General features: G+C 59.9%; 13 protein-coding genes. 9 read left to right on the plus strand and 4 right to left on the minus strand.

Annotated elements, in window-relative coordinates:
• The first annotated feature begins 27 nt into the window (after nt 1-27).
• Nucleotides 28-1,461, plus strand: a complete 1,434-nt coding sequence (locus tag JWJ88_RS17025) for a cobyric acid synthase (RefSeq protein ID WP_205295642.1) — start codon at nt 28-30, stop codon at nt 1,459-1,461.
• Here the strand turns inward: JWJ88_RS17025 and JWJ88_RS17030 are convergent.
• The 4 genes from JWJ88_RS17030 to gltX form a co-directional block, all read right to left on the minus strand.
• Nucleotides 1,458-2,111: an SDR family NAD(P)-dependent oxidoreductase gene (locus JWJ88_RS17030; RefSeq protein WP_205295643.1), complete on the minus strand. Its 654-nt coding sequence runs from the start codon at nt 2,109-2,111 to the stop codon at nt 1,458-1,460. The genes JWJ88_RS17025 and JWJ88_RS17030 overlap by 4 nt on opposite strands.
• Nucleotides 2,108-2,533 carry a DUF1284 domain-containing protein gene (locus JWJ88_RS17035; protein ID WP_240200269.1) on the minus strand — a complete coding sequence of 142 codons (426 nt, stop codon included), beginning with the start codon at nt 2,531-2,533 and terminating at the stop codon, nt 2,108-2,110. Before JWJ88_RS17035 ends, JWJ88_RS17030 begins: the two co-directional genes overlap by 4 nt.
• 125 nt (nt 2,534-2,658) lie before the next feature.
• A complete protein-coding gene (gene gltA / locus JWJ88_RS17040; protein ID WP_205295645.1) occupies nt 2,659-3,951 on the minus strand; it encodes a citrate synthase in 1,293 nt (430 codons plus the stop codon).
• A gap of 54 nt (nt 3,952-4,005) precedes the next feature.
• Nucleotides 4,006-5,412, minus strand: coding sequence for a glutamate--tRNA ligase (gltX, locus tag JWJ88_RS17045; RefSeq protein WP_205295646.1), 1,407 nt, complete (start codon nt 5,410-5,412; stop codon nt 4,006-4,008).
• Between the two features lie 116 nt (nt 5,413-5,528).
• On the opposite strand from gltX, the gene JWJ88_RS17050 reads away from it, so the two are divergent.
• The 8 genes from JWJ88_RS17050 (at nt 5,529) to JWJ88_RS17085 (ending at nt 13,043) form a co-directional block, all read left to right on the plus strand.
• Nucleotides 5,529-7,703, plus strand: a complete 2,175-nt coding sequence (locus tag JWJ88_RS17050) for a ComEC/Rec2 family competence protein (RefSeq protein ID WP_240200270.1) — start codon at nt 5,529-5,531, stop codon at nt 7,701-7,703.
• 67 nt (nt 7,704-7,770) lie between these two features.
• Nucleotides 7,771-8,304, plus strand: coding sequence for a heme NO-binding domain-containing protein (locus JWJ88_RS17055; protein WP_240200271.1), 534 nt, complete (start codon nt 7,771-7,773; stop codon nt 8,302-8,304).
• Nucleotides 8,301-8,588 carry a hypothetical protein gene (locus JWJ88_RS17060; protein WP_205296924.1) on the plus strand — a complete coding sequence of 96 codons (288 nt, stop codon included), beginning with the start codon at nt 8,301-8,303 and terminating at the stop codon, nt 8,586-8,588. The genes JWJ88_RS17055 and JWJ88_RS17060 overlap by 4 nt, the downstream gene beginning before the upstream one ends.
• Nucleotides 8,533-9,320, plus strand: a protein-coding gene (locus tag JWJ88_RS17065) for an IS5 family transposase (protein WP_143795259.1) whose coding sequence is annotated in 2 segments (ribosomal slippage) — nt 8,533-8,872 and nt 8,872-9,320 — 789 coding nt in all. Because the reading frame shifts where the segments join, the coding sequence is not laid out codon by codon here. The genes JWJ88_RS17060 and JWJ88_RS17065 overlap by 56 nt, the downstream gene beginning before the upstream one ends.
• A gap of 100 nt (nt 9,321-9,420) precedes the next feature.
• Nucleotides 9,421-10,131, plus strand: a complete 711-nt coding sequence (locus JWJ88_RS17070) for a GGDEF domain-containing protein (protein WP_240200272.1) — start codon at nt 9,421-9,423, stop codon at nt 10,129-10,131.
• Nucleotides 10,132-10,485: 354 nt separating this feature from the next.
• A complete protein-coding gene (locus JWJ88_RS17075; RefSeq protein ID WP_205295649.1) occupies nt 10,486-11,361 on the plus strand; it encodes a hypothetical protein in 876 nt (291 codons plus the stop codon).
• Nucleotides 11,362-11,792: 431 nt separating this feature from the next.
• The gene (locus JWJ88_RS17080; RefSeq protein ID WP_205295650.1) at nt 11,793-11,963 is read left to right on the plus strand and encodes a hypothetical protein; all 171 of its coding nucleotides are present in this window, start codon (nt 11,793-11,795) and stop codon (nt 11,961-11,963) included.
• A gap of 186 nt (nt 11,964-12,149) precedes the next feature.
• A complete protein-coding gene (locus JWJ88_RS17085; RefSeq protein WP_205295651.1) occupies nt 12,150-13,043 on the plus strand; it encodes a helix-turn-helix transcriptional regulator in 894 nt (297 codons plus the stop codon).
• The last annotated feature ends 34 nt before the right edge of the window (nt 13,044-13,077 follow it).

A 13,077-nucleotide genomic window follows, 5' to 3' on the forward strand; every position in this document is an offset into this window, starting at 1 on the left:
GGCGCGGATTGGCAAGCGGGGGCGGGCATGCGCGCGCTGATGATACAGGGAACCGGGTCGAATGTGGGAAAATCCCTGCTGGTGGCGGGGCTTTGCCGGGCTGCGCTGCGCCGTGGGATCAATGTCGCCCCCTTCAAACCGCAGAACATGTCGAACAATGCCGCCGTGACCCCGGATGGGGGAGAGATCGGCCGGGCGCAGGCCTTGCAGGCGCGCGCGGCGGGGCTTGCCCCCTCGGTCCACATGAACCCCGTGCTGCTGAAGCCCGAGACGGACCGGGCCGCGCAGGTCGTGGTCCAGGGGCAGGCGGTGACACGCGCGGCAGCGGCGGATTACGGAGCACTCAAGCCGCAGCTGCTGGGAGCGGTTCTGGAAAGCTTTGACCGGCTCAGGGGGGCACATGATCTGGTGTTGGTCGAAGGCGCCGGCAGCCCGGCCGAGGTCAACCTGCGCGCCCGCGACATCGCGAACATGGGCTTTGCCCGCGCTGCCGGTGTCCCTGTCGTTTTAGCCGGCGACATCGACCGCGGTGGAGTGATCGCCCAGATCGTCGGCACGCAGGCGGTGATCGATCCTGCGGATGCGGCGATGATCTGCGGCTTTATCGTCAACCGTTTTCGGGGCGATCCCTCGCTCTTCGATGCCGGTCGCCGCTTTATCGCGGATCGCACCGGCTGGCCCGACCTTGGATTGGTGCCGTGGTTTCCCGATGCTGCGCGACTGCCGGCCGAGGATGCGGTGGATTTGCGCCGGGCGCAGGGGGCAGGAGGGCTGCACATCGCCTGCCCAATGCTGTCGCGGATCGCCAATTTCGACGATCTCGACCCGCTGGCGGCCGAGCCGGGGGTGCGGTTGACCATGGTGCCGCCCGGTCAGGCCCTGCCGGGGGACGCAGATCTGGTGATCCTGCCGGGCACGAAATCGACGCGGGGCGATCTGGCCTTTCTGTGTGAACAAGGCTGGGATATCGACCTTGCCGCGCATCTGCGCCGCGGCGGGCGGGTGCTGGGCATCTGCGGCGGCTATCAGATGCTGGGTCGGGTGATCCATGATCCCGAAGGCCATGACGGCAGCCCGGGCAGCACCCCCGGACTGGGCCTGTTGCAGGTCGAGACCCGCATGACGCCGCAAAAGCGCCTGACCCGGATCGAGGGTGCCGCCTTGGGCCAAAGCATCGAGGGGTATGAGATACACATGGGCCGCACTCACGGGCCGGATTGCGCGCGCCCCTTTGCCCATATTCCCCAGCCTGACGGCGCCACGAGCCCCGATGGGCGCGTCGCAGGCACCTATCTGCACGGGCTGTTTTCGGGCGATGGTTTCCGTGCTGCCTGGCTTGGGCAATTTGGTGTCGGCTCGGCGCTGGATTACGGCGCGGGGGTCGAGGAGGTGCTGGACCGGCTGGCCGCACATCTGGAAACCCATCTGGACCTAGACCAGCTTTTCGCGCTGGCGCGCTAGAGGGTTTCCGACAAAATGCGCTCGGCCTCGGTCTGGCAGGGCGTCAGGCGGCTGCGATCTTCGCCGGGGAAAAAGCGCGCGCGCACGGCGGTGGGCATGGGCTGCGGCTCGGCGATGACGACCCGGGGGCCGAGAGTTTCGTTTTCCGCCTGCCAACTGCGAGCCAGTGCGATCTGCCCGGCCTTGGTTGCGCCATAGCTGCCAAAGAATTTTTGCCCGTTGCGCTTGTCGTCAAAAAACAGCGCCGTGCCCTTGCGGGCCCGTAACAGCGGCTCGATCAGGTTGATCAGCCCGCGCGTGGTCACAATGTTCAGGTCGACCGATTTTTGGAAATCCTTGGCGTCGATATGGCCAGCGGGAGACAGCGGCGCGGCGTGAATCGCCATATGTGCCCACAGATCCAGCCCGCCCCAGCGGTCCATCACTGCCCGCACCATCTGCACCATGGCCTCGGGCTGGCCGACGTCCATTGGTGCCAGCGTGGCCGAGCCGCCCGCCTTGCGGATGCGGTCGTCCAGCTCTTCCAGCGCGCCGGTGGTGCGGGCCACCGCCAGAATGTGCCAGCCGCGCGCGGCAAGGGTTTCAGCCAAAGCGGCACCAAGGCCGCGCGAGGCGCCGGTGATCAGCGCGATTTTGTCATGCTCGGTCATGGCGCCGATTTCGCATCGCCCGACGCCGCGCGCAAGTCCCTTGCGTGTGCATCGAAACGAGGTGCGTCACATTGACTTTCGTCTGTCTTGTCAGATGCGTGCTGATGGCTTTGCAGTTTCGCCAGCGAGGATTGGCAGATGCCCAGATCCAGCCATTGGCACCCGTTGCAGATCCGACCCAGATCCCCCGGACGCAGGCGGGCGGTGGCGCGGGCCTGCGCCTCGGCCCAGGTCATGCGCTGGCCTGAACGGATGCCCAGGGCCGAGGCGTGGCGGCTGTCGAGCCGGCTGATCCGTTCGTCCGAGACGCAACCCATCCCACGGCGAGACGGGCATGGGCCGCAGATCGAATCGGCCATGACGGTAAAGATGACCGGAGTCTGCGGATCGGCCCGAAGCCGTCCCAGAACGATGGCGTTCATGTTTTCGGTGAAATCCGGCGAGTAGCCGCGGCCCTGCCAGCCGATCGAGCAGAGCACATGATGGGGGCGCAGCAGAACGGCCCCGGAGCTTTTCCGGGGCCGGTCCTGATCTTGATCCTGAAGGCTCAGCGCGCGTCCAGGGGTTTGTAGTCGCGCCGGGGCGAGCCGACGTAAAGCTGGCGCGGACGGCCGATCTTGTTCTGCGGATCGGCGATCATTTCTTTCCACTGCGAAATCCAGCCCACGGTCCGCGACAATGCGAAGATCGGAGTGAACATCGAGGTCGGGAATCCCATCGCCTCAAGGATGATGCCCGAGTAGAAATCGACGTTCGGATAAAGCTTTTTCGAGACGAAATAATCGTCTTCCAGCGCGATCCTCTCCAACTCTTTGGCGACTTGCAGCGTCGGGTTGTTGTGGACGCCCAGAAGGTCCAGCACCTCGTCGGCCGATTCCTTCATCACCTTGGCGCGCGGGTCGAAGTTCTTGTAGACCCGGTGGCCAAAACCCATCAGCCGGAACGGGTCGTTCTTGTCCTTGGCACGGGCGATGAATTCCGGAATCCGTTCGACCGAGCCGATTTCACGCAGCATTTCCAGGCAGGCCTGGTTGGCGCCACCATGCGCCGGACCCCATAGACAGGCGATGCCGGCGGCGATGCAGGCAAACGGGTTCGCACCCGAAGAACCGGCCAGCCGCACGGTCGAGGTCGAGGCGTTCTGCTCGTGATCCGCATGCAGCGTAAAGATGCGGTCCATGGCCCGGGCCAGCGCGGGGTCGACGTGATAGGGCTCTGCCGGAACCGAAAAGCACATGTGCAGGAAGTTGCTGGCGTAATCCAGTTCGTTCTTCGGATAGACGAACGGTTGGCCGATCGAGTATTTATAGGCCATGGCCGCGATGGTGGGCAGCTTGGCGATCAGCCGGACCGATGCGATCTCGCGCTGAACTGGGTCGTTGATGTCGACCGAATCGTGATAGAAGGCCGACATTGCGCCGACGACGCCCACCAGAGTCGCCATCGGATGGCTGTCGCGACGGAAGCCACGGAAGAAATAGTGCATCTGCTCATGCACCATGGTGTGGCGGGTGACGCGGGTTTCGAAATCGACCAGTTGGTCGGGATTCGGCAGTTCCCCGTAAAGCAACAGATAGCAGACTTCGAGGTAATGCGATTGCGCCGCAAGCTGCTCGATCGGATAGCCGCGATACCACAGCTCGCCCTTGTCACCGTCGATATAGGTGATCGTCGAATCGCAGGACGCGGTCGAGGTGAAGCCAGGGTCGTAGGTGAAGACGCTCGCCTCGCTGTAGAGCTTGCGGATATCGACCACGTCCGGCCCCGCCGTCGGCGACAGTATCGCCAGATCGTAATCCTTCCCCGCGAGATGCAGTCTTGCGGTTTTTTCTTCTGCCATTCCCAGTTCCTTTCACCTGTCTCCGACCTTATGGCCGAGTGATGGGGGCGGGTCTCAGCCCGCTTGATCCTGCAGCCGGGCCAGGGCCTCGTCGCGGCCAAGTGCCAACATCATGTCGAACACGCTGGGGGTTGAGCTGCGCCCCGCGAGGGCCGCGCGAAGCGGCGCCGCGACCTTGCCCAGCCCCAGACCGTGCGACTCGCCAACCTTCTTGGCGGCCGCCTCTAGTTCGTCGCGGTCCCAGCTAGCATCCTGTATTATGGCCGTCAATTCATTCAGTATACCACGGGATACAGTATCCAGCGCGGTTGCCGCCTTTTCGTCGACCTGCACCGGGCGGTCGATCAGCGCGAAATGCGCCTGATCAAGCAGCGCAGGCAGTGTTTTTGCCTTGGCTTTCAGCGCCCCGAGCGCCGGGCGCAGGCGGGCGAGCTGTCGCTCGGACAGCGGTTCGGCGCCGGTGGTGACGCGAAATGCCGCAATTTGGTCCAGCAATTCAGCATCGCTCATCCGCGCGACATGCCAGCCGCTGACATGTTCCAGCTTCTTGAAGTCCAGCCGGGCAGGGGCCTTGCCGATTCCGTCCAGATCGAACCATGCCCGCGCCTGCGCATCGTCGAACAATTCGTCGTCACCATGGCTCCAACCCAGCCGCGCCAGATAGTTGCGCATTGCCGCTGCCGGATAGCCCATGGCCGCATATTCGTGCAGTCCGACCGCGCCGTGGCGTTTGGACAGTTTTTTGCCGTCAACGCCGTGGATCAGCGGAATATGGGCAAAGACCGGGATATCCCAGCCCATGGCCTGATAGATCTGGATCTGCCGGGCAGCATTGGTCAGGTGGTCGTCGCCGCGGATGACATGGGTCACGCCCATGTCGTGATCGTCCACCACCACTGCCAGCATATAGGTAGGCGTCCCGTCCGAGCGTAGCAGCACCATGTCGTCAAGTTGCTCGTTGCCGAAAGTCACGTCGCCCTGCACCGCGTCCCTGACCACGGTTTCGCCGCTGCGCGGCGCCTTCAGCCGGATCGCATAGGGGCCGTCGGGCAGGGTTGCGGGATCGGCGTCGCGCCAAGGCGACAGGAACAGGGTCGAACGGCCCTCAACCTTTGCCTTTTCGCGGAAAGCCTCGATCTCCTCGGCGGTCGAGAAGCACTTATAAGCGGTGCCGTTCTCCAGCATGGCCCGGGCGACCTCGGCATGCCGCTCCAGCCCCGCGAACTGGCTGACAGGCTCGCCGTCCCAATCGAGGCCCAGCCAGCGCAGGCCCTGCAAGATCGCCTCAGTTGCCTCGGGGGTTGAGCGTGCGCGGTCGGTATCCTCGATCCGCAGCAGGAATTTTCCATTCCGACCACGGGCATAAAGCCAGTTGAACAGGGCCGTCCGCGCACCCCCGATATGCAGATAGCCGGTGGGCGAGGGCGCGAAGCGGGTAACAACGGGGCGAGAATCAGTCATCAGCTGTCCGGTCAGTTTCAGAGAACAGGGCTATTGGCCGTTAATCCTTTTGAAAGGGTCGACGTGCCAATCTTGGCGCCACAGATAAGCAAGTGCCACGACAAGGACAAGTTTTGGTGACGGAATCGGTAAACGTTTTACGAACGCGTCTGCCAGCCCCGGCCGGCGGAACCCAGCGTGCGTCAATCGGACAGCGACCATCCATCAATATTCGCGCGGGGCTGCTGCCCTGGGTGCCATTCTGGCTTTCGTTGGGCATAGGGGGCTGGTTTCTGCTGCCCAATGAACCCGGTTCCGGTTTCTACGCGTCGCTGAGTCTCATCGGCGGTTTTTGTGTGCTGCTGCCGGTCTGGACGGCAAGACTGGCCGAAGACGGCCGGTTCGACTGGATTTGGGCGGATCGGCTGCGGCTTGCTGCGTTTGCACTGCTTCTGACCGCTCTGGGGGCAGGGCTTGCAGGGGGGCGGGCGCATATGGTTGCCGCTCCGGTGCTGGGTTTCCGCTATTACGGCCCGATCGAAGGGCGGGTTATCGGAATAGACCGATCTTCGCGCGACCGGATGCGCCTGCTGCTCGATCAGGTAGGTCTGCATGGCGTGGCGCCCAGCCGTACGCCAGAGCGGGTGCGGATCTCGCTTCTGACTCCCCAAGATCTGCCGGTGCCGGGACAGCGCGTGATGCTGACTGCGCATCTCGGCCCGCCTTCAGGCCCGTCCGAGCCCGGCGGTTTCGACTTTCGCCGCATGGCCTGGTTTGGGCGTCTTGGGGCGGTGGGCTATGCACGCACTCCGGTCATGACGGTGGAGCAACCCGCTGACCGTAGTACGCTGGTCCTGCATCGTATCCGCATGTCGCTGTCCGAGGCCATGCGTGAACGGATCGGCGGACAATCAGGGGCGGTTTCGGCAGCTCTGATGACCGGTGATCGTTCGGGCATCGCCGAGCATACCAATCAGATCATGCGCGATTCGAATCTTTATCACATCGTATCGATCTCGGGCCTGCACATGAGCATGCTTGCCGGCTTCATCTATGCGGCACTCAGGCTATGCGGCGTGGTAATGCAGGGACTTGGCGGTATCCGGGCTGGACCCACGCACAAGTTTGCAGCGGCGGGTGCGCTTTGCGCCTCGGCGATGTACCTTTGGCTTTCGGGGGGCGGGGTCGCGACCGAGCGTTCATTCATCATGGTGGCGATAATGCTGTTAGCCATCATGGTTGACCGCCGCGCCGTGTCGCTGCGTACCGTTGCCGTCGCGGCCAGCATCGTGCTGGTACTTGGGCCCGAGGCGCTGACCGAACCCGGCTTTCAGATGAGTTTTGCCGCTACGGTCGCATTGATTCTGATGCATGAGCCATGGTTGAAACTATCCGGGCATTTGCCATCATGGAGCAGGCCGGTGCTGATGCTCTTTGCCTCGTCCTTCGTGGCAGGCATGGTGACCGCGCCCATCGCCGCCGCCCATTTTGGGCGGATGACGCAATATGGCCTGTTGGCCAATATGCTGGTCGTGCCTGTCGTCGGCACACTCGTGATGCCCGGCGGCGTCTTTGCGGCCCTGCTGGCGCCAATTGGCCTTGCGCAGCCGGCGCTGTGGGTGATGGGGCTCGGTACAGACTGGATGCTGGCCGTCGCGAAATGGATATCTGATCTGGATAGTGCGGTTACGTTGTTCCCGACCGCGCCGCGCGCCGTACTGCCACTGATGGCCATCGGCGCCATGTTGGTGCTGCTGGGGGCGCCTTCCGGCGCCGGAAACCGAACCGCGTCACTGATTTTTCGCCGTGGTCTGGGTGCGGCGCTACTGGCGGCGGCAGCACTGCTCTGGCTGAATACCAAGCGACCCGACATCCTCATTTCGGCCCAAGGTGATGCCGTTGCCGTGCTGACACCGGCAGGCAGGGCGCCATCAAAGCCAAGAGGCGGTAATTTCGCAGTCGAGAACTGGCTTAAGAGTGACGGCGACATCGCCGATCAGGCAATCGCGGCTGAACGCGTTTTATGGCAGGGCGCAGCAGCCAACCGCAGGGCGGAACTTAATCATGCCGGGATTCGATATCGTATCGGCCATCTGACGGGTAAGGCTGTAGAACAGGAGGCAGATACCTATTGTAACGACGGCGACATTCTCGTCGCGAACCGTTTACTAAATACCAGCGCGGAAAATAAATGCTTGATCCTGGATAAGGAATATCTTGAGAAACACGGGGCGGTCGCCATATTCCTGACGGAATATGGCCTGAAGACCGTTTCTGTAGATACCCCAGATTCAGGCAGGTTTTGGCGTTAAGCAAGCGCAACAAAAATTTGAGTATGAACAAATGCATGGGCTTGTTAATCGTTGTATAGAATCATTCTTGCGCAGCGGGTATGGGGATGTAATATGGAAAAATATTGCATCAGAGGCAGGTGTTCATTCTGACGGGTTTCTCACTTGGGGCGACTGTCCCGATAGCATCAGCCGTTCCATTGTAAATGCGTCAGCTAGGCAGCTCGATAAATCGGTAGATGAGTTGTTGGAAGATATTGGTGCATGGATAAGCCGCCAAGAACAGATTCGCAGGTTGCTACGGTTCAGTGGCGCAAATTTTGAAGAATTCGTGGAATCTTTACGTGAATTGTCTGGTCGCATCAAGTTGATCATACCAGATCTCGATCTACCTGGCTTCGTAATCCTGTCTGATAATCCCGGGAGCTACCGAATTGTTGCCGATACACATTTCCTCGGATTGATGCGGGTCTTGGCCGGTATGATTAGGGCTATGGCGGATGATTACGGCTCTCTTGCCCTCATTTCTGTCATGCGGAATTGTATTGATATAAATATAGTTGTTCCGGATCACTCCCAAAAGCGCGGATTCGACCTTTCCTCAATGCAACCGCAGATATGAAAAATACCAAGATTGATATCCTCAAGCTGGGGAATCTGATGCCAATGCACCTTGCGGTAAATCGTGCTGGTTTAATGATTTCCCGAGGGAGAACGCTTATCAAAGTTCTGGGAGATGCTTCCCATCTTGATGAGGTTTTAATTCCCACTGATAATATTGGTTGCCTAGGTCGTGTTGACAAAAGGGATTCCCCTTGGGCTTGGGGCATGATTCAAGCTGGCATCTGCGATGGAGACCAGCTTGGCACGAGACCTTATGTCGGACGAGGAGTGGGCGTTCTTTGAGCGCTTCATCTTCGCCGTCCGCGCCCCGAACGGGCGCAAGCCCACCAACCACCGCCTCGTTCTTGATGGCATATTCTGGATCGCACGCACCGGTGCGCCATGGCGGGACCTACCTGCCGAGTTCGGCAAATGGTCAAGCGTCTATCGGCAGTTCCGGCGCTGGACGCTGGCAGGCCTGTGGGAGGAAATCATGGATGCCCTGAACCAGAGCGGAGCCGTGCCAAGCGCCCTGCAAATGATCGACAGCACCGTGATCCGTGCCCACCATCAGGCAGCGGGCGCTAAAGGGGGACTCCGCGACAAGGTTTCGGCCGTTCTCGAGGTGGCTTTACGACCAAGATCCACCTTCTGGTCAACGCGCACGGGCTACCTATGAGAACAGAGATCACGCCGGGCCAGACGTCGGACTATCTCGGCTTCGATCTGGTGATGGTGGATAATCTGCCCCGCCCGAGCGTGCTGCTCGCAGATCGCGGCTACGATGCAGACAAGATCAGAGACGGCATGGAGGCGCGCAACGTCCTGCCCGTGATACCGATGCGCAAGTCCCGCAAAAAACGGATTGGTGTCGATCGTTCGCTGTATCGCCTGCGCAATCTGGTCGAACGCTGCTTCAACAAGCTCAAGAACGCCAGGCGTGTCGCGACCCGCTACGACAAGACGGCGGAAAGCTTTCTCGGCTTCATTGACATCACGTCGATCCGCCTCTGGCTCCGTCATTTGTCAACATGACCTAATATCCTTCGATAGCTTGTTCTCCCATCTCCGTAATGGCAAGGGAATATTTCTCAAGATACGATATCATCCAGATATTTCTTTGCGCGGGAATGGTGTGCATATTTCATCTGAAGTGATTATGCTTAACTTGGGGTTCGGGATAAATCTTCCGCTGGCTGTACAAAAATTCCACCTGAAAGATTCGGATTTCTCTCCATCTGACCTGACTATGGAGTTCCTGTTTCTGCATGAGGCAAACCGTGCCGCATTGCTGGAATTATCCAGATCCAATATGCGCTTGGAGAAGGCGCGAAAAAATGCACATATTTTATCCATTACGGACCCCCTGACCGGGCTGCTGAATCGGCGTGGGTTCGACATCGAATTTTCCAAGGCATTTGAGTATAGACAAAAAATTCCTTTTGCCATTCTCCATCTGGATCTTGATTGCTTCAAGGAGGTGAACGATAAATTTGGCCATGCTGCAGGTGACCGGGTTCTGATTGATGTTGCATCTATATTGACTGGCGAAGTGCATTTTTCTGATAAAGCCTGTCGGGTGGGTGGGGACGAGTTCATGATATTGATATTTTCCCAAGACCCAAAGGCAGTTTCTTTGGACATAGGGAGAAGAATTCTAAATAAGATTGAAACTATGAAAGAGCACTTATGGTTGAGCCACATTTCAGCCAGTGTGGGTATCGCAACTTCAGATAGTAAATCTACTCCACAACCTCATGAAATACTCGAGATGTCAGATGCCGCTCTATATCGTGCAAAGGTATCAGGCAGAGGAAAGATAGTATTATGGCGTGATGGATTTTGATGACGAATTTCCTGTCTAGATGGACAGCACGGGCAGAGGCACCACATCAGGAGGATTCACGAGGTCCGAGGGTGGCTAGCCGCAACCGCCGAGCTGTGGAGTGCACCTTAAGTTGAGTTGGCGATAGTCCGTGCTTGTCTGGTCCCTTATCCTGTCAACTGACGAACGGGTTGGCGCTGTGCACTCAGATTTTACCTGCGATCGTACCCTGTTATCCTCATCCGCAAGGGCAACCGGTGCTGATATGGCTTACACATTCGATGGTGCCGCGCCTGCCTGTGTTCAACCATAAGGTTTTCCCCGCGTGGATTGCTGGTTACTGTGCCCACTGAACGAGTCAGGAGTTGCGAACGTATGCAGGTTGTCTTTCATTGCGGAGTTCACGGCACGGATATCTATCGTATGGTCAAGGCCCTGTTGCAGAACCGGGACTGGTTGTTGCGCAACGGTGTCGAGCCTGTGACTCCGAACCGGCATCGCGACGTCTTCAACGAAGCGTTGAGTGCGCTGAGGGGCGGCCCCGCTACGCCCGAGATGCAGCAGGTGATGCTGGATGTCATCCTGGACTCGGACGATCCGCAGCGTGTCATTTGTAGCACTCCGACCTTTCTTGGTAAGGCGACGCGCGCGATCTCTCCTCAAGGGTTGTACGTCACGGCCGGCGAGAAAATGGCGGCTCTGGCCAACCTGTTTCCCGACGCCGAAGTTGAATTCTTCATGGCTATCAAGAATCCGGCGACGCTGATCTCTTTCGTTCTGTCGCAAGAGGGCAGCGGCAGCTATGCCGAGTTGATGGGTGGGGTCGATCCAGAGGCGTTGCGATGGGCCCCGGCAATTCGGCGTATCCTGCCCGCTCTACAAGGGCGACGCCTGGTGATTTGGTGCCACGAGGACACCTCGCTGATCTGGCCCGAGGTTGTGCGCAGTATTTCGACCATGCCCCCGGATGTGCCCCTGAAAGCGGGGTTACAGGTTCTGGGCGACATCCTGCATCCCGACGGCATGTCCATGATCCGCGACGCGATGGCACAAGAGGAACGGCTGACCATCGCAAGCCGTCGCCGCATCTTTTCCGCCGCGCTGGAGAAATACGGCCGATCCGATCAGATCGAGATAGAGTTGAACCTGCCCGGATGGACACAGCAGCTGGTGGACCGAATCACTGCTACCTATGATGCCGACATTGCCGAAATTGCTGCCTTGCCGGGAGTTGAGTTTCTGACGCCCTGAGCCCTTCTTGTAGCGGCCCAGGTGATGTGGCTCTGTAGAAACCCCCATAGTTCAGATGGCGGATTCCGCAGGCTGCGGGATCGATATCACAGTTTTGGCGGTCCGGTCGTATACCCTGTAAGGGTAATGCGAACAGGTGTAAGTCGCGTAAGCGTCGGGTCCGAACGCTACAGCTTGATCACGAGACGGCCTCCTGCGTTTTCGATGGCAAGGTCGCGGGTTACGATGATTCTCACCGAGGCGTGCTGCCGGATCATCAGCGTCAACGCTGTCCGTCGTCCGATGATTTGGAACAGGCTGCCTGATTTTGGTCAGGAGAGTTCTAACGCACCGAGTTTGGTTTATGCCGGCTGATTTTGATGCTTCAAGCGGCGGAAGTTGCATCACCTGCGGAGGGGAGCAGCCTCCAGGCGGTTTCGGACGGCGGGACTATGAAATGGTCGACTAAAGTGAATCAGCGTCCGGCATGTTTCCGCATGGCCTTCATCGCGGGTGCTGGTGCCAAGCATTCGGAAAGCCTGTCCAATGTCTGCGGCCAGACGCTGGCAGTCGAAGGTGGTTTTGACGGGACGGGCATCGACCTGTCCGTACCGCGTCGCTAAAATACACCAGCTTAAGCTGCATGAAACGACGTTACGGCCCACTATATTGCCAAGGCGGGTGGTTTCTCGCATCATATGTGACCGACACAATGGATAGCTTCCCAGAGACGACGCCTCGCGCCCTGCCGCGCCGCGCCTGACAGGCATGCCATCTGAAATATTCAGCATGAGCGGGGCCTTCGGACGATGAGTTATCGTCACTCCATGATCTGTTATACCGATGGCATCAGTTGCGCGGCGCCAGTGAAGTGGCGCGGGCTGGACGGGCTGGTCAGCGTCTATTGGCAGGCCGAAGGGCAGGCCGGCGCGCATGGCTATTACCTGTCGCCCGACCCGCGCATCATGTTCTTCTTTGATGACGTGTCCTCGCATATCCTGATCTCGAACCGCGATGATGAAATGCGGCAGAGCGGCCGGCCGATGATGCGGGCGCTCTATGTCCCGGCGGGTGTGCCGATGTGGTCGCACTTTACCGGCCATTATGTCTTTGCGCATCTGGACCTGCATATCCATAAGGATCGGATGATGCGGTTCCTGACGCCGACGGTCGGGGCATCCGCCGCACTGGCCGCGCTGTGCCGACCGGTCGAGATTCAGGATGCCGATGCAATCCACACCCTTGCCGGGCTTTTGGTCGGAGAAGTCACTCAGCCCTCACGCCACGGAGTTTTCGCCGAAAGCCTTGTGGGCAGCATCGTGACCGGGCTTCTGGATATTTCGCATGACGGAACAGGGCGTGCAAGCGGTGGGCTGACCCCGGCGCAGATGAACCGCCTTGCCGCGCGTCTCGAAAACGCTGGCGATCATCGCCTGACCGTGGCCGAGATGGCCGCTACGGTGGGGCTGTCGGAAAGCTGGTTTGCCGCGATGTTCAAGCAGACGACCGGGCAAACACCGCTGCAATGGCAGATGGGCCAACGTATCAGTCAGGCGCAGAAGCTGTTGGTCGAGACCGATCTGACCGTTGCCGATGTTGCGGCCCAGATCGGCTTTTCCGATCAGGCGCATCTGACCCGCGTGTTTCGTCAGGTCGCCGGCGAAACACCCGCCGCCTGGCGGCGGATGCAGTTGGTCAGGTAAAGGCCCGGTCACCGTGATGATCGCCGGGCCATCG

This window comes from Paracoccus methylovorus, assembly GCF_016919705.1.
Taxonomy (GTDB): domain Bacteria; phylum Pseudomonadota; class Alphaproteobacteria; order Rhodobacterales; family Rhodobacteraceae; genus Paracoccus; species Paracoccus methylovorus.